A 17,596-nucleotide genomic window follows, 5' to 3' on the forward strand; every position below is an offset into this window, starting at 1 on the left:
AACTTGGTTGATCTCCCTATCTTAACCACACCATTTTTTGAGCACTGAAAAACTTTTTTCTGCAAAAATATATGAGGAACAACAAAAGTGTAAAATCTAAAAATAATATCTATTCTTTTAACTATTTTTCATTCAGCTATACACACAGATATTTTGTATCCAATTTTCTTAGTACTTGAATTCTTCAGTGATACATTAAAAAATGTGTAGCAAGTTGCTACACTTTTCCTTAGACAAGCTCTTTACCAAAAATATCATTCAGCCTATCACGAATACTTTGTACAAATTCCGGATTATTTTTTAGTTTATGCTTCATATTACGTTTAAAGTCATTCAAGCTCATACCAACTTCAGCAAAATCCATTTGGAATAAAGTGTCATTAATAACAATATTTGCTTGAGAGTCAGTGAGACAACCAATTTTTTTAAACCACTTCTTGAACTGCGAATACTTTTCATCATTATTAAAAATGTACCAGGAACGTACATTCGTATCGAATTTTGCCCCCAATTCTTTTACTAATGCATTCTCTTCAAATGGAACATCAAGATAAATTTTTTCAATTACAGCAGTTTCATTTAGTGTTTTATCAGTAATACGCTGATGCAGTTTAAAATTCACCCCCACAATTGGGCGCCCTTTTTTTATGGTTTCATACTCTAGTTGTAGATCTGTATTTTCGTTAATTTCTGCAACTATTTTATCTAATACATAGCGTCTAAAATCTACCCAGCGATCATATTTAGTTTCATTAATATCAATCAGAGCTTTCAAGTTTTCTAAAAGCATTGGGACTTCATAACTCTTTTGGCTTGCGTACTTGAATTCATTTTTAATGAAATACGTATAAAGACTCATACTAGCAACAGAATCCAAGGCAAACAGATGTTTCAATTGATAGGTGGTGAAATTCCCCCCAGCCAACTGCGTGAAATACGGTAACACCTCACTGGTAAAACGAATCTGAATGGCATTTTTAGAATCATCTTCCCATCTTAACTCACGGATAATAGGAACGACAGAATGTACTTTTTTAGTCTTTCTCTTACCATCATCAGTAGGTTCCTCAATAATAAAATGAGCCACCCTAGATGAAAGTTCTTTATAAATCCGGTCTATTGCAACATTAATCGAATTGCGTTTATTCAATCCTAGTAAATCTGCCAAATCATCCTTATACAGATAAATATAGGTTTGTTCTGTGATTTCACCATTTACCCTATTTTTCTCACTATAATTTGCAACAGCCATTGCATATAGGAGCGCCTTATATTCATTGGCTGATAACTCAATTGGGCGAATTAAGCGGTTACTAGTGCTAACAACGCCATTATGACGAATATTGCCTATACAGTAAGGAATATGATTCAATTCTTCTTGCAATGATTCTGATTCTGTCATAACCGTGATATTTATATATTTAATTCTATTTTTATATACAAAAGTGGAAAAACTTTCAAGACTTTCACCACAAGAATCTAAGAGTGGAAGGCTTGTCATCAGAAATATGCATTTTTGACGATTTATTGTCCTTAAAGTGGAATGAAATATATTATTTCCACCATATAGTGACAGACCTTCCACCTTTAGCTCTAAACTAACAGTTCAAAATACCCATTTTCACTTATTTCTTCCAAATTTAGGTATGCTATGTCAGATAGAAACCTAGATGTGACAAGGCTTCCACCTTTCATTAGATTTGAAAGGTATAAATGAATAGATAATCATCAGGAAATATCCAATAAAAAAAATTTATCCACAGGGTGCTAACACATAGTGACAAACCTTCCACCCTTAAAGATTGTTTAGCCAACTTTATCAACAAATTAAGTATTTATTTTTGCAAGAGTTTTTTAAAAAATATAACCTTTTTAAAAATAGTAGTGACAAACCTTCCACTCTTGTGACAAACTTTCCACTTTACGGTGACAGACCTCCCACCTTTGAGTGACAGACCTTCCACCTTTGAGTGACAGACCTTCCACCTTTGAGTGACAAACCTTCCACTTTACGGTGACAAGCCCTCCACTTTTAAACTTATAAGCATTTGTTTTATATAGCAAAAAAACAGTCTTAATTATTAATTAGCTAAATAAATAATTATACTAATTATTAATTAAGCTAGCTTATTTAAAAATTAGTTTTTTAAGTTGTTTTACACCTAAATAAATAAGATTTATAAATTTAAAAACTATAGTATGATGAGTGAAAGTTATTTATATTGTTAAACATTCAAATACGGAAGCATCTGACACGTATGTCTGCAAAAATTATTACGGTTGCTAACCACAAAGGTGGATGTGGCAAAACAACGACCGTTGTACATCTAGCCTCTGAACTTGCAAATCTTGGCAATAAAGTTTTAGTCATTGATTTAGATCCTCAAGCAAACGCAAGTTTACACATTGGGATCCAACATCCAAGCGAAATTGTTGTTACTTCAGCAGAATTACTCGTTGGTGATATTTCATTATTAGCTGATGCATTACAAGAAGAAACAAACTTTGAAAAAGTATCATTAATTTATGGCTCATTAAATTTAGGAAAAACTGAAGACCAGCTTAAAGAAGAAGCTCCTCGTCCTTCAGAAGAATTAAGCATCAAGCTAGAACTGTTAAAAGATCTTTACGACTTCATATTAATTGATTGCCCACCTAGTCTTAAACTATTAACCAGTAATGCCTTAGCATCATCAACACATGTCATTATCCCTATCGAATCTGGATCACAATATGGACTGTATGGGGTAACAGATCTTTTAAACCATCTTGAAAAGATAAAACGTATTAATCCAGATTTAGAGCTTTTAGGCGCTTTACTGATTAAACATGATGAACGTCAGAATGTTTGTAAATTGATTCGGGATGAAGCTTTAAAACAGGTTGGAAAAATTTTACAAACTACCATTCCTCAAAGTACTAAAGTTAATCAAGCAGCAATTCTGCAACAGCCACTTTTGAAAGTAGAAAAAAATTCAAAAGTACGTAAGGCTTTTGAAAGCCTTGCTTATGAAATTGTAGCGAAAGTTTAAACCTGAGAGTATTATGGCAAGCACTAAAGAGCTTTTAGCTCAAAAATTGAAACAAAATACAGAAAAACATCAGCAAGCACAGAAAGACAATATTAAAGAGCTAAAAGAATTTAGACGTAATGTTCCTATTGAGGATATCAGTCGCAGTCCCAACCAACCGCGTAAAGTATTTGAAGATTCTCAATTAAAAGAACTGGCGGATTCTATTAATGAAATCGGCCTTTTGCAGCCCATTACAGTGCGTAAACTTGATAATCTGAAATATGAACTGATTGCAGGCGAGCGACGCTTACGGGCGCATCAATTACTCGGCAAGTCGGTGATTGAAGCCATTATCATTGATGCTAATGATGAAGAAGCATCTTTGTTAACCCTAGCTGAAAATTTAAAGCGTCAAGATCTGACAGATTATGAAATTTTTATTGGTTTGAACTCACTTGATGAAAAGTTGAAGAAGAACAAGCAACGTTTAGCTAATTCATTGGGTTTAAATCGCGAAGATATGTACAAATATCTATCGTATGAAAAGCTGCCTAAAGCAATGTTGAATGACCTGGATTTGGAGCCAGGTCTAGTCGGTCGTACTGCTGCAACAGCGTTCAAGAAATTTTTATCGGATCATATAGAGCAACTTTCGGAGGCGGAAACAGCTTTACTCGGTGCTTGGGAGAAATTAAAAGAAAAAAAACTGGAGCAAAGCAAAGTTACTTCTTATGCTGAAAAACTATTGAGTCAAGATCCAGAAAAAGTAACCACGACATCAGTGGTAAGAAAAATCGAATATGATGGTAAGGTTGCTGGAAATATCAAACTGAATCAAAAACAGCTCAATATCTCTCTTAAAATTTCAGAAATTGATGAAGCTAGTCTTTTACAACTAGAAGATTTTTTAAAACAGCTTATTCAGAAAAGTGAAAAAGTGTAGCAACTTGCTACACTTTTCAGTTTGCTCATAAAACTCTCACACTTACGTGAGAATTTTTTATAATTATCACATGCGAAAAATTATACCACCCAAACTGAAATTGATATGGTTACGCTAGAAGAGTTTATTCCTAAAAATTATCTTATACGTAAAATAGACAAAGCGATTGATCTCAATATCATTCATGAACGTGTCGCGCATCTATATTGTCCCGATAAGGAGACTGTTGAACGAATTTTGCCGTTGCAAAATAATTACAGGGTCTCTGTTATGCAAGTAACGCAGCAATGTTTACTGTCAGTTACAGCACAAAACTTGAAGAAAATCGCCTTGCACTTATCGAAGTTAATTTTTATTGTATTTTTTAGCCATCAATACGCTTAAAAATAAATCACTATGAATAAGCGATAGAAGTTTAGAAAATACCCCCACTTTAACGATCGCTAAAGTGGGGTTTGTGATTAGTCTGAAAAGTGTAGCAACTTGCTACACTTTTTTAATACTTAAATTGTACGACAAGAAATGACGTATCAATACTTACACACGAGCGTATTATTGGGTACTATTGGTTTAACTAAAACTAGATAACCTATTCATTGCAGGACAATTCCATGGCACGTACTCCAAAGCAAACCAAACAAGAACCCATTGAGGTCATTCTTTGGAAAGCTGCAGACAAACTTCGTAAGAACATTGATGCTGCTGAGTACAAGCATGTAGTCCTTGGTTTGATCTTCCTCAAGTACATCTCTGACTCATTTGAAGCTCACTACAACCTATTGGTTGAAGGTGAGGGAGAGTTTGCAGGAGCTGATCCTGAAGATCGTGATGAATACACTGCATACAACGTCTTCTTCGTTCCTGAGATCGCACGTTGGTCATACCTGTTAAACCAAGCAAAGCAAGTCACCATTGGTAAGATTGTAGACGATGCAATGGAAGCCATTGAGAATGAGAACCCTCAGCTCAAAGGTGTACTACCTAAAGTCTATGCACGTCAAAATCTCGATCCTACGAGCCTAGGTGAGCTGATAGACCTCATTGGTAACATTGCCCTAGGTGATGCAAAAGATCGCTCTGCCGACGTTTTAGGACACGTATTCGAGTACTTCCTAGGTGAGTTCGCTTTAGCTGAAGGTAAGCAAGGTGGGCAGTTCTACACGCCTAAATCCATCGTGAGCTTATTGGTTGAAATGCTAGAGCCATACAAAGGACGTGTATTCGATCCTTGCTGTGGTTCAGGTGGTATGTTCGTACAGTCTGAGAAATTCGTAGAATCGCATCAGGGTTTAGTGGACGACATCTCCATCTATGGTCAAGAAAGTAACCAGACAACTTGGCGTTTGGCCAAGATGAACTTAGCCATTCGTGGCATTAACTCAGAGCATGTGAAATGGAACTCTGAGGGTTCATTCCTGAATGATGCACACAAAGACCTGAAAGCGGATTACATCATTGCTAATCCACCATTCAACGTCTCTGATTGGAGCGGTGAGCAGTTAGTGGGTGATGCTCGTTGGTCTCTAGGTACACCACCTGCAGGCAATGCGAACTTCGCATGGATGCAACACTTCTTGTATCACATGAGTCCTAAAGGTCAGGCAGGCGTTGTGCTTGCTAAAGGTGCATTAACCTCTAAGACCAGTGGTGAAGGTGAGATTCGTAAAGCCTTGGTTTCAGAAGCCAATGTCATCGACTGTATTGTGAACCTACCTGCCAAGCTGTTCCTGAACACACAGATTCCTGCTGCTTTATGGTTTATGCGTCGTGACCGTGTTAACTCAAGCCAATACCAAGATCGTAGCAATGAGATTCTGTTCATTGATGCTCGTAACCTAGGTCATCTGATTAACCGCAGAACCAAAGTCTTGTCTGATGAAGATATTAAGCTCATCACAGACACTTACCACAATTGGCGTAACAAGGGTGGTGAGTATGAGGATGTTGCAGGCTTCTGTGCATCTGTACCACTTGAGAAAGTCGCTGAGCTTGATTATGTACTGACGCCAGGTCGTTATGTTGGTTTAGCTGATGATGAAGATGAGTTCGACTTCAAGGTACGCTTTACAAGCTTAAAGGCAGAGTTTGAAGCACAGCTTGCTGAGGAAGCCAAGCTAAACCAAGCCATTGCTGAGAACTTAGCAAAGGTGGTTGTATGAGTGAGTGGCAGGTTGGGCGATTAGATAGCTTCTTTACCCTAAAACGTGGTTATGACTTACCAAAGCAATCTCGTGTTTCTGGTAGTGTTCCCATCATTGCTTCTTCAGGTTTTGCTGATTTTCATAATGAAGCCAAAGTAAATGAATCAGGTGTTGTGACGGGCCGATATGGAACCATTGGTTCAGTTTTTTTCAGTGATGTACCATTTTGGCCATTAAACACATCTCTTTATGTAAACGACTTTAAGGGGAATGACAAAAAGTTCATCTACTACTTTTTGCAAACATTGGATTGGGAAAAATTTAGTGACAAAAGTGCGGTGCCTGGAGTTAACCGTAATGATGTTCATCAAGAAGAGATATGCTTTCCGTCTCTCCCTGAACAAAAAGCCATAGCCTCAATCCTTTCATCATTAGATGACAAGATCGACTTACTGCACTGTCAGAACAAGACTTTGGAAGCCATGGCTGAAACACTGTTTCGTCAATGGTTTATTGAGGAAGCGAAAGAGGATTGGGATGATTTACTAGTAAGTGATATAGCTACTCATATCAAAGACAATGTGAACCCATCAAAAGATCCTCTTAAGACATACTATCATTTTAGTTTGCCTGCTTTTGATTCAGGAGAAAAGCCTACTATTGAATTGGGTGCGGAAATTCTGAGTAATAAGTACAGAGTATGTGAGAACTCAATTTTAGTCTCAAAGCTGAATCCAAGAGTGCCTCGTATATGGTTATTAACTGATGTCAAAGATAATTATGTATGTTCAACAGAGTTTCAGAATTTGAAGCCTAAAGTAGGATCTCATTTAATGTTCTTGTATAGCTTATTCAATTCAAGAGATGTTATTGATGAATTAGCAATGAGTGCTTCGGGAACCAGTGGCAGTCATCAAAGGGTTAAGCCAGAAGATATGTTAAATATCTCTTTTAAGACTCCAAGTTTAGACTACCTTGAAGAGTATTCGCTGTTGATTACTCCTTCGATGCAAAAGGTTTCATCTAACAAGAAGCAAATCCAAACACTTGAACAACTACGAGATACCTTGCTTCCTAAGCTGATGAGCGGCGAAGTCAGAGTCCAATACCAAACAGAAGAAGTTGCATAACATTTGAGGTGAAGTCATTTGATGGCTTCACCTTTTTTACATTCAGGGGGCTGAATTGAATAAAAAAATTATAGGGGCAATCATTGCCTTAGTCGTAGTGATCTGTGGCTACTTGTATGCTTCGCCATACATTGCCATCAATAACATCAAGAATGCTGCACAAGTAGGTGATAGCGAAAAGGTGTCCAAGTACATCGACTATCCAAGTGTGCGTCAGAGCTTCAAAGATCAAATGAATGCCATGATGATGAAAGAGATGGCAACCCATAAAGATGATGGTTTCGCAGCACTAGGTGCCATGCTTGCATCTACCATGGTAGACAAGATGATTGATGGTTTTGTCACACCTGAAGGGATGACCATGATGATGCAAGGCAAAGACCTTAAAGATGCAGCACATTCATCACAGGGAGCATCAACAACAGAAACCAAAGAAGAAGATCAAGCAGAGTACAAAACTCGCTATACCTCATTCAGTGACTTTGAGGTTGTGATCCAACATCCAAATGATTCCAAAGCCGTCACTGTCAAAATGGTTCGTGATGGTTTGAGTTGGAAAGTGAATAAGATCGCTGTGCCGATGGATTAAGTAAAAGAGAACAAAGAGGAAAAACAGAATGATAAAGCGCATGATTCAAATGGGATTTGGCTTGATTGCTGTAGTTAGCTTTGCTGCAACCGTTCAAGCAGCACCGGCTAAATTCAATCATAGCGGCATACAAAAAGGTAAAGTCATAGAAACCTGTTATCACTCTCCTTGTTCAGTCGCCAAGTTTGTCTCTTACAAACAACTGAATAAGACAGCGACTGAATCCAAGATTCAAGTCACCTTGCTGGGCGGTAGTCGTGAGTGGGAAGCCAAGAAAATTGACTGGAATAGATCGCCACATAAAGTCACTGTGAATTGCTCATACCAACGACCAACAGTTCAGATTGGTTCACAAAAGACTCTGATTCCACTCAATGATGGTTTAGGTGTTCCTGGAGTACTGATGGTAGATGCTGAACTCTATCTATATGTTTGCCATAAGTTTGAGGGCGCTATTGAGAATGCTGTGCAGAAGTATGGCTATAACGTGCAGGACGATGAATAAGGTTTCTTAGCTTTACATCATATAAAAAATTAATGAGTCCAGGTTATATGGATAAGTTTAGGGGGAAATAATCAAGTGACTAAGATGACCGAATCAGACATTGAGCTGATGGCGATAGAGCAACTAGAGGGATTGGGCTATACCTATGTGTATGGACCTGAGATTGAATCGAAGGGCACTAACCCTCTACGAAGCTATAAGCAGGTCATCTTGGAAGACAAAGTGCTTGATGCATTACAACGCTTAAATCCTCATTTAAGCCAAGACAAATGTACTGAAGCACTAAAGCAAGTCACCAATATTCAATCCCCTGATCTACTCAGTAATAACCAAGCATTCCACCGACTGCTCACTGAGGGCATTAACATTGAGGTGAGCAAAGAGGGTAACACTCAAGGTGAGTATGCTTGGTTGATTGACTTTGAGAATCCAACCAATAACGAATTCCTTGTCGTCAATCAAGTAACCATCAAAGAAGATCGCTGGACAAGACGACCAGACATTATCTTGTATGTGAATGGCTTACCCTTGGTGGTCATTGAACTCAAGAATGCAACAGACGAGAATGCCACTGTAGAAGGCGCATACAAGCAAATACAGACCTATCAAAGCCAAATCCCTAGCTTGTTTACCTACAATGCTTTCAACGTCATCTCTGATGGTTTAGAGGCGAAAGCAGGTACTGTCTCAGCAGACTACAGTCGCTACATGGCGTGGAAGACAAACAATGGTCAAACCAAAGCCAAGAAGACACAAGCACAGCTAGAAGTCCTGATTCATGGTTTACTGAATCCAGTCACACTACTCGACATGATTCGACACTTCATTGTCTATGAATCAACGAAGCACGAGGATACCAATGGCTTAATCACCATTAAGACCATCAAGAAGATGGCTGCATATCATCAGTACTATGCAGTGAATGCAGCAGTCCTCTCGACTATTCGTGCGTCTGCAGTGAACTCGGACTCGAAATCAGCAGAAGTTGCCATGCAACATCAAGGTAGAAGTAAGCTCGAATTGGTACAGCAACAAGCAGTCGGTGACAAGAAAGCCGGTGTGGTATGGCATACCCAAGGCTCAGGTAAGTCTTTGTCTATGGTTTTCTACACAGGCAAGATTGTCTTGGCTTTGGATAATCCAACAGTCGTTGTGATCACAGATCGTAATGATCTAGATGATCAGCTCTTTGGTACATTCGCTGCATCAAGCCAACTCCTTAGACAAACACCACGACAAGCAGACAGCCGAGAAGAACTCAAAGAGTTACTCAAGGTGGGTTCAGGTGGCGTGATCTTCACCACCATCCAAAAGTTCCAACCGGATGATGGCACTAGCGTCTACGAGCAACTGTCAGACCGAACCAACATTGTCGTGATTGCAGATGAAGCACATCGTTCTCAGTATGGCTTTAATGCCAAGGAAGTCGATGTCAAAGATGAAGATGGCAAGGTTGTCGGTAAACGTACTGTCTATGGTTTTGCCAAGTACATGCGTGATGCACTTCCTAATGCTACTTACCTTGGTTTCACAGGAACACCAATTGAGAAGACGGATGTAAACACACCTGCAGTCTTCGGGAACTATGTAGATATCTATGACATCTCGCAAGCAGTGGAGGATGGTGCAACTGTTCGTATCTTCTATGAAAGCCGCCTAGCTAAGATTGCCATCAGTGAGGAAGGCAAAGAGCTGATTGAAGACTTTGATGACCAGTTTACTGAAGATGACTTAAACCAAACTCAAAAAGAACGTGCGAAGTGGGCAAGAGTCGAAGGTTTGATCGGCAGTAAAGAACGTATCAAAGCCATTGCAAAGGACATCGTAGAACACTTTGAGCAGCGTCTTAAAGCCAATGCAAACCAAGGCAAAGGCATGATCGTCAGCATGTCTCGCAGGATCGCTGTAGACCTTTACAACGAGATTGTAAAGATCAAACCAGAGTGGCACAGTGATGATCTGAATGATGGTGTAATCAAAGTTGTGATGACTGCCTCAGCTTCAGATGGTGAGGTGATTGCTAAACATCACACTACCAAGCAACAGCGCCAACGCTTAGCAGATCGTATGAAAGACAATGATGATAAGCTCAAACTCGTTATTGTTCGTGATATGTGGCTGACTGGTTTCGATGCCCCAAGTATGCACACCCTTTACATCGACAAACCAATGAAAGGTCACAACCTCATGCAAGCGATTGCACGAGTCAACCGTGTCTACAAAGACAAGGCTGGTGGCTTGGTTGTGGACTATCTTGGTATCGCATCTGACTTGAAAGAAGCCTTATCGTTTTACTCAGAAGCAGGTGGTAAAGGTGATCCTGCATTGGTGCAGGATGAAGCTGCAACGATCCTGCAAGAAAAGCTAGAAGTGCTTGATGGCATTTTGCATGGCTTCAACTACCAAGAGTACTTCACTGCAGATACTTCTCGTAAGCTCAACATCATTTTAGAAGCGGAAGAGCATATCCTTGGTGTAGATCAAGGAGAAGGGAAGACTCGCTTCCTGACAGCAGTCACAGCGATGTCACAGGCATTCGCATTAGCTGTACCTCATCCACATGCTATGGAAGCTGCACCAGTGGTGGCATTCTTCCAAGCAGTCAAAGCACGTCTTGCTAAGTTTAGTGATGGTACAGGCAAGATTTCTGGCTTAAGTAATGCTGAGCTTGAAGCCAAGGTAAAGCAAACCATTGACCAAGCTCTAGTCACAGAGCAAGTGGTAGATATCTTCGATGCTGCAGGGATTCAGAAACCAGATATCTCGATTCTCTCTGATGAGTTTATGCAGGAGATGAAAGACTATAAGCATAAGAACATTGCGCTTGAAACACTTAAGAAGTTACTTGGTGATGAGATTAAGGTACGAGAGCAACGCAGTGTCACCCAAGGTAAGAAGCTCATGGATATGTTGATTTCAGCAATTAAGGGTTATCAGAACAAGGTACTTACTGCAGCAGAAGTCATTGATGAACTGATCAAGTTAGCTAAGACAATTCAGGAGTCAGACAAACTGGCTGAAGAACTCAACCTGACTGAATACGAATATGCGTTCTACTCAGCAGTAGCAGACAATGACAGTGCTCGAGAATTGATGCAGAAAGACATATTGAGAGAACTTGCAGTCGTACTCACTGATTCTATTCGTAAGAATGTGACTTTGGATTGGACGATCAAGGAAGCTGCTAGAGCAAAGTTAAGAGTCATCGTGAAGAGATTGCTGAAGAAGTATGGCTATCCACCTGATATGGCTTTATTGGCTACAGAAACTGTATTGGAACAGGCTGAGCAGTTGGCTGAAGAGCTTTCCAGTTCAAAAGAATAGGGTACAGATAGTGTTCAAAAAGACCGCTATATTAACCATAACCAAGGGGGCATTTTTACACTGCTGCTAACAAGGACAACCCTTCACTTATACTAGCTCAAAACTGATCTGACAGTTCCCCGTTTTTTATTGTGCCTGTCAGGTTAAATTTGGGCTAAATTCTTATCAGCCCAAATTCGTTTTCCATTAAGTAAAGTTTCAAATGGGCTTCCTGTTTGACATCTTTTGGGAATAGTTTCGGATATTTTGTTGTTCTAACTTTTCATGATGCTGTTGAATTTAGTCCAGATCTCATAAAACATTGTATAACTGAAACGCTGGAAAACCTATTTAGCAAATTTGGGGTGTAGTTTCCACTTGAAATAATTCAATTAAAAATAAATGTATGTATTTTATTTATTTTTTGATATATTTCAGTTTAACCTAAAAACGACTAGTGATAGTTATAAAAAGTTGTGCTTAGAAGAATCTTTATTATTTTCAGAGGTTTACTTATGAAAAAGTTAGTAATCTTATTATCAATGTCGACGGTTTTTTTATCAGCTTGTGGTAATAAACATGACAAAATGGTTGGCTACTGGCAATTAGAAAATGTGCAAGGAAAGCGCATTATGCAAATTTTTAAAGAGGGTAAAGATAGTTATATTCTTAAAGAAAATGTGGTTGCTCGTAGTAATGTGGTGAATGGTAAAGAGGGAAGTTCTCTCGTATTGGAAAAAAAAGATGATACTTTAGCGGTTAATAATGGTTTAGCTGCTATGCCCTTACATTTATCTGATGATGGTCAAACATTACGTATTTCTAAAAATCAGTACAAAAAAGTAGATGAAAATTTTGTCAATAAAACAATAGAAAATATTAAAGTGTGTCATGAAATTGAAACAGAATATCGGACTAAAGTTAAAGAACTACCTATTTTTACTCGTGACCCTGCAATTCAAGAGCAACGTAAAACGTTGGCTGAGTCAACTACTAAAAAAATGCAAGCCATTGAAGATTGTAAATTTGGTATCTACTGATAATTACACTATTTAATGAGGGTGTAAATAATTCTGTGTAAATGTGGTTTTAAAAATACTTGGTTACACGTTCATCAAACATGATACTAAAACGATTCATGGCAGCTTTCCAATTCTGAATGGGCATCGTCCATTTTTTGCTTGCTGCCATAATCGCTAAATATACCACTTTTTTCACAGATTCATCGGTTGGGAAGATTTTTCTTTTCTTGGTGGCATGGCGAATGACACTGTTCAAGGATTCAATTGCATTGGTGGTATAAATCGCCTTGCGAATGTCCATTGGATAGGCAAAGAACGTGTTGAGATTCGACCAGTTGGCAAGCCATGATTTACTGATTTGAGGATATTTATCGTCTCACTTTTGACCAAATTCATCCAGGGATGACATACAATCGATACAGCGCATCATTATTATTGAAAATGGTGCCATGATGAATAGGGTATTTGATTGGTATATGCAGTTGCCTCTTGAGTGGCAGTCGAGCCTGTTTGTCTATCGTGGGCATGGGGCCAACATTAAAACAGTAGTTAAATTATTAGAACAAGTATCGGATAACTGCTTGTTGGCATTTTATGGTGATCTTGATCCGTATGGGATTAATATTGCCTCTCATTTTTATAAAATACGTCCTTTAGCCCTGATTGTGCCTAGTATCTGGCAGGAGATCACAGTCACTCATATCGACAACAATGTGAATAAATTCTTGAAGCAGATCGTTCAGACTAGGGATATTGCATTTGATCAAGCTGAACCTTTGATTTTAAGAGAGCTATTTCATCATGTTGATCCTAGCCAAAATAATGGACAGTACTTCCCTCTAAAGATAACGTAACGTTAACTTTGGAGATCCAAGAAATGGCCAAACGTTTTAATCCCAAATTTAAACAGCAAGCAATTGATTATGCACTTTCAAACTCACACGAGCCTACAGCTGCAATCGCCCAGAAATTAGGTGTGGGTTATTCAACTTTAGACAAATGGATTCGTGAAGCCAATCCAGTGGGTTCAAGCAAACGTCAACTTTCACCAGAACAACAGCGGATATTGGAATTAGAGAAAGAAGTCAAACAGCTTAGGGAAGTCAATGACATCTTAAAAAAAGCGCATGTGTACTTTCTGACAGATCATGCCAAGAAAAGTACACGGTAATTCAAGATCTGGATGTGAATGAAGTCACTGTATCTTCTGTCTGTAAATGCCTGGGTGTCAGCACTTCAGGCTATTATGCCTGGCGAAAGCGCCAGACCAATCTAGCGCAGAAATATAATGATTTAAAAGCCGTATATTGGCAGCATCATGCACGATTGGGTGCACCTTCATTGGTACATGACATGCATGATTTAGGTTACAGCATGAGCGAACGAACCGTTGGAAGAATGCTTAAAAAGCTTGGTTTACGTAGCAGGATTGCACGTAAATACAAGCATACGACTGATTCAAACCATCGTTTGCCTACAGCACCTAACTTGTTAGATCGTCAATTTACGGTCAATGAACCCAATAAGATCTGGACAACAGATATTACCTATATCCGTACTAAGCAAGGTTGGCTGTATTTATGTGTGATGCTGGATCTATTCAGCCGTCGTATTGTCGGTTGGCAAACCAGCTATCGAATAGACCGTCAATTGGTATGTGATGCGTTTCATTATGCAATGGCTCGTCAGGGGTATCCAATGGGTGTCATGGTACATTCGGACCAAGGCTCACAGTACTGTAGTCGTGATTTTAGGGCGCTATTATTGACGAATAACTGCGTTCAAAGTATGTCACGCAGGGGAAACTGCTGGGATAATGCAGTGACCGAAAGCTTCTTTCATACATTGAAAGTTCATGTGGTCCATGGCAGTGTATTTGCCACTCGAAAAGAAGCGAATGCTGTCTTGTTTGACTATATTGAGATTTATTACAATCGAATCAGAAGACATTCTGCAAACGGCTGTTTAAGCCCAGAAGCCTTTGAACAGAAATATTTCAAGAATTTAGAGGGATTTGTTGTCCACGATACTGTCTAGGATCAAAAACTAGATCACCTACCTGTATATCTTCGATTTTTTTCCAAATTCTCCGTGGTAAATTTAGATCCCTCTGTACACGCACTAGAGTACCCGCAATAAAACACCCAGTAAGTGCTGGTATTTCTTTCAATTTATCACCCATAAAAAATGTCCCCTATTATTTGTTAATGATAATGTATGACTGTTAATTTTTTATCGTTCAAATTCTATTCTATTTAACATAATCAATGTTATACGAAATACAGATGTTAGAACCCATTTAAAGTGTCTGTATTCTCACCAATAAAAATGTCTAGTTTATGATGATTTAACCATCATGGACTGGATATGAAATATAGATGCTGATCACTATGTCTGACAAAGAAATTCAACGTCTTGCGGTTCTGCAAGACGTTCGAGATCATCGTATTACCCAAGTCCGTGCTGCTGAAATCCTGAATCTTTCCCCCGTCAAATTACCCGGTTATTGCAGAAGCTCAATCAAGATGGTGTTTCAGGTCTGGCTCATGCCAGTCGTGGTCAACCTGGCCATCGTCGCCATGATGACTTGTTAAAAGCAAAGTGCCTTTCCATTATTTCTGAACATCTGCTGGGCTTTGGGCCCACCTTGGCGCATGAGAAGCTCAGCAGCATGTTTGAGCTGAATATTCCTGTGGAAACAGTTCGTCGCTGGATGACTGCCAATGAGCTCTGGATTCCGCGATCCAAGCGTCTGAAACGTCCATATCAGCCTAGATATAACCGTGATTGCTTCGGTGAACTGATCCAGATTGATGGCTCCTATCATGACTGGTTTGAAGGACGATCCGCCAAATGCTGTTTGCTGGTTTATATCGATGACGCCACTGGAAAGCTGTTGCATCTGCGCTTTTGTGAGGCTGAAACGACCTTCGACTATATGCTTTCCACGAGAGCCTACATTAAGCAATATGGCAAGCCTTTGGCCTTTTATAGCGATAAACACTCAGTATTCCGAGTGAATCAGAAATCGAGCCAAGACAGCAAGATCACGCAATTTGGGCGGATTCTGAATGAGTTAAACATCGATATTATTTTTGCCAACTCACCACAGGCCAAAGGACGTGTGGAACGTGCTAACAGGACACTTCAGGATCGTCTGATCAAAGAGATGCGTCTGGAAGGCATCAGTTCGATTGCTGAAGCCAATGCTTGGCTACCCTGCTTCATTGAGCAGTTCAATCAGAAGTTCGCCAAGTGTGCGCGTAACTCAAAGAATTTACATCGACCATTAACCGAATCTGATCTTGAACTGGATGATATTTTTACCTGGCAGGAACCACGTAAGGTCACCAAGAATCTAACCCTGACGTATGACAAATGTATTTATATGCTTGAACCGACTGAATTGAACCAGAAATTAGTTGGACAATACATTTCATTTCTGGAGTACCCGGATGGCACTGTTGCGATCATGTATGAAGGACGGAAGATCAACTACAGTATCTTCAATAAACTGACTGGACTGCAGCAGAATGAAGTGGTTGAGAATAAACGGTTAGGCGCAGTTCTGGCCCATATCCAACAACAGCATGAAGAGTTGGAAAAACAGAATAAACGTTCCCGTGCCAAGAAAAGTATGCCGAGTCGTAAAGCTCAGAAAGCTAGCAATGAACAAAGAAATTTAAATCCTGTTCTTGACTCTTGCAGTTAAAAACAGGACATTTTAAATGGTTTATCGCATAGACATTTTAATTGGTGAATAACAACAGCTTTTTAAATTGTGTTATAATTCAGTATGCTAACACCTAGTTTACAGCCCACTCACCCTCGAGTGGGCTTTTTTTATGATTTTTCACGTTCCACGCCTATTCTTTAATCAATGTTCCACGGTTTTATTTAATGTTGCTGAACAATCAATGGATACCAGTAAAGCCCTTTAGGTCTTCTGTTGCTTCAAATATAAAGTCTCTACGATCAAGGATTAGACAATCTTTATTGTGTCGTCTGACTGATCTTGTGGCTTTGCTAATATCATGGCAATCCCAAGATTTGGGATAATACTTTATTAAAGAACGGACAATCTTGTTTTTATATTCTGAGTTTTCTATAATCTTAATTATGTTACATAATCAAGATTGATAATAAAAATGACGCAAAATAAGCATGGTGGTGCACGCAAAGGTTCTGGCCGTCCTTTTGTCTATAACGAACCGACCAAGGTCATTCGGGTGCCAGAGTCTCGTGTATTGGAAATCAAGAAATACCTGAAAAAAAATGACACTCCAAAGTTTAACGATATTTCCTCTATTACATTGCTTGAGACAAAAACACATTATGAGATTCCTGTTGCTTTGCAAAAAGTTGCTGCAGGCTTCCCTTCCCCTGCTCAGGACTATATCGATAAGACCCTTGATCTAAACGAGTTTCTTATTCAAAACCAACAGGCAACCTTTATCGTTGAAGTGGAATCCTTATCCATGCGTGATGCAGGGATTGATCTGAATGACAAGCTAATCGTTGACCGTAGTATTGAAGCCAAGCATGGGGATATTGTTCTGGCATTGATAGACAATGATTTTACGATTAAACGTTTAATGATTGAGGGTAATCAATGCTGGTTGCAGGCGGCTAATCCTGATTTTGCTGATATCTATTTGAAAGATAATCAAACCATGCTGATTTGGGGTGTGGTTACCAGTGTGATCAAGAAGTTCAGATGAGCAGTTACGAGCGGATTTATGCCCTGATTGATATTAACAACTGTTATGTCAGTTGTGAGCGGGTATTTAATCCCAGTCTAAACAACAAACCTGTCATTGTTCTCAGCAATAACGATGGCTGTGCTGTGGCAAGAAGTAATGAAGCCAAAGCGCTGGGCATCAAAATGGGCGTTCCTCTCTTTCAAATACAAGATATTGTTCAGCAACATCAGGTCGTGGTGTTATCCA

At 39.2% G+C, this 17,596-nt stretch carries 12 protein-coding genes and 3 pseudogenes; 13 read left to right on the forward strand and 2 right to left on the reverse strand.

Annotation, left to right across the window (positions count from 1 at the left end; genetic code table 11):
• Positions 1-229: 229 nt before the first annotated feature.
• Positions 230-1,402 carry a replication initiation protein gene (locus FTT70_RS10765; RefSeq protein ID WP_094069347.1) on the reverse strand — a complete coding sequence of 391 codons (1,173 nt, stop codon included), beginning with the start codon at positions 1,400-1,402 and terminating at the stop codon, positions 230-232.
• An 856-nt stretch (positions 1,403-2,258) separates the two neighbouring features.
• On the opposite strand from FTT70_RS10765, the gene FTT70_RS10770 reads away from it, so the two are divergent.
• From FTT70_RS10770 to FTT70_RS10805, 8 genes are all read left to right on the forward strand, one after another.
• A complete protein-coding gene (locus tag FTT70_RS10770; RefSeq protein ID WP_094069344.1) occupies positions 2,259-3,032 on the forward strand; it encodes a ParA family protein in 774 nt (257 codons plus the stop codon).
• Between the two features lie 13 nt (positions 3,033-3,045).
• On the forward strand, positions 3,046-3,957 hold the full coding sequence (locus tag FTT70_RS10775; protein WP_070153141.1) for a ParB/RepB/Spo0J family partition protein: 912 nt from the start codon (positions 3,046-3,048) through the stop codon (positions 3,955-3,957).
• 611 nt (positions 3,958-4,568) lie between these two features.
• Positions 4,569-6,116: a class I SAM-dependent DNA methyltransferase gene (locus FTT70_RS10780; protein ID WP_154320136.1), complete on the forward strand. Its 1,548-nt coding sequence runs from the start codon at positions 4,569-4,571 to the stop codon at positions 6,114-6,116.
• Positions 6,113-7,228 carry a restriction endonuclease subunit S gene (locus FTT70_RS10785; RefSeq protein WP_104915058.1) on the forward strand — a complete coding sequence of 372 codons (1,116 nt, stop codon included), beginning with the start codon at positions 6,113-6,115 and terminating at the stop codon, positions 7,226-7,228. The genes FTT70_RS10780 and FTT70_RS10785 overlap by 4 nt, the downstream gene beginning before the upstream one ends.
• A 55-nt stretch (positions 7,229-7,283) precedes the next feature.
• Positions 7,284-7,817, forward strand: coding sequence for a DUF2939 domain-containing protein (locus FTT70_RS10790; RefSeq protein ID WP_167846516.1), 534 nt, complete (start codon positions 7,284-7,286; stop codon positions 7,815-7,817).
• 28 nt (positions 7,818-7,845) lie between these two features.
• Entirely contained in the window at positions 7,846-8,322 is a 477-nt protein-coding gene (locus FTT70_RS10795) for a hypothetical protein (protein WP_070153126.1), read from the forward strand.
• A gap of 84 nt (positions 8,323-8,406) precedes the next feature.
• Positions 8,407-11,646: a type I restriction endonuclease subunit R gene (locus FTT70_RS10800; protein ID WP_154320137.1), complete on the forward strand. Its 3,240-nt coding sequence runs from the start codon at positions 8,407-8,409 to the stop codon at positions 11,644-11,646.
• Positions 11,647-12,140: 494 nt separating this feature from the next.
• The gene (locus FTT70_RS10805; RefSeq protein ID WP_154320138.1) at positions 12,141-12,665 is read left to right on the forward strand and encodes a hypothetical protein; all 525 of its coding nucleotides are present in this window, start codon (positions 12,141-12,143) and stop codon (positions 12,663-12,665) included.
• A 49-nt stretch (positions 12,666-12,714) separates the two neighbouring features.
• Here FTT70_RS10805 and FTT70_RS10810 read toward each other — a convergent pair.
• A pseudogene (locus FTT70_RS10810) lies at positions 12,715-13,023 on the reverse strand (transposase); the annotation flags it as partial.
• Between the two features lie 49 nt (positions 13,024-13,072).
• Between FTT70_RS10810 and FTT70_RS10815 the strand changes: the two are divergent.
• From FTT70_RS10815 to FTT70_RS10835, 5 genes and pseudogenes are all read left to right on the forward strand, one after another.
• Positions 13,073-13,501 carry a hypothetical protein gene (locus FTT70_RS10815; protein WP_373682995.1) on the forward strand — a complete coding sequence of 143 codons (429 nt, stop codon included), beginning with the start codon at positions 13,073-13,075 and terminating at the stop codon, positions 13,499-13,501.
• Positions 13,502-13,524: 23 nt separating this feature from the next.
• A protein-coding gene (locus FTT70_RS10820) for an IS3 family transposase (RefSeq protein ID WP_154320140.1) occupies positions 13,525-14,684 on the forward strand; the annotation gives its coding sequence in 2 pieces (ribosomal slippage) (positions 13,525-13,759 and positions 13,759-14,684; 1,161 coding nt in all).
• A gap of 341 nt (positions 14,685-15,025) precedes the next feature.
• Positions 15,026-16,359: pseudogene (locus tag FTT70_RS10825) on the forward strand (ISNCY family transposase).
• 436 nt (positions 16,360-16,795) lie between these two features.
• Positions 16,796-17,368: a LexA family transcriptional regulator gene (locus tag FTT70_RS10830; RefSeq protein ID WP_000193118.1), complete on the forward strand. Its 573-nt coding sequence runs from the start codon at positions 16,796-16,798 to the stop codon at positions 17,366-17,368.
• Positions 17,365-17,596 (forward strand): annotated as a pseudogene (locus FTT70_RS10835) (DNA polymerase V subunit UmuC); the annotation flags it as partial. The gene FTT70_RS10830 and the pseudogene FTT70_RS10835, both read left to right, overlap by 4 nt.

It is taken from the genome of Acinetobacter sp. YH01003 (assembly GCF_013420525.1).
GTDB lineage: Bacteria > Pseudomonadota > Gammaproteobacteria > Pseudomonadales > Moraxellaceae > Acinetobacter > Acinetobacter towneri.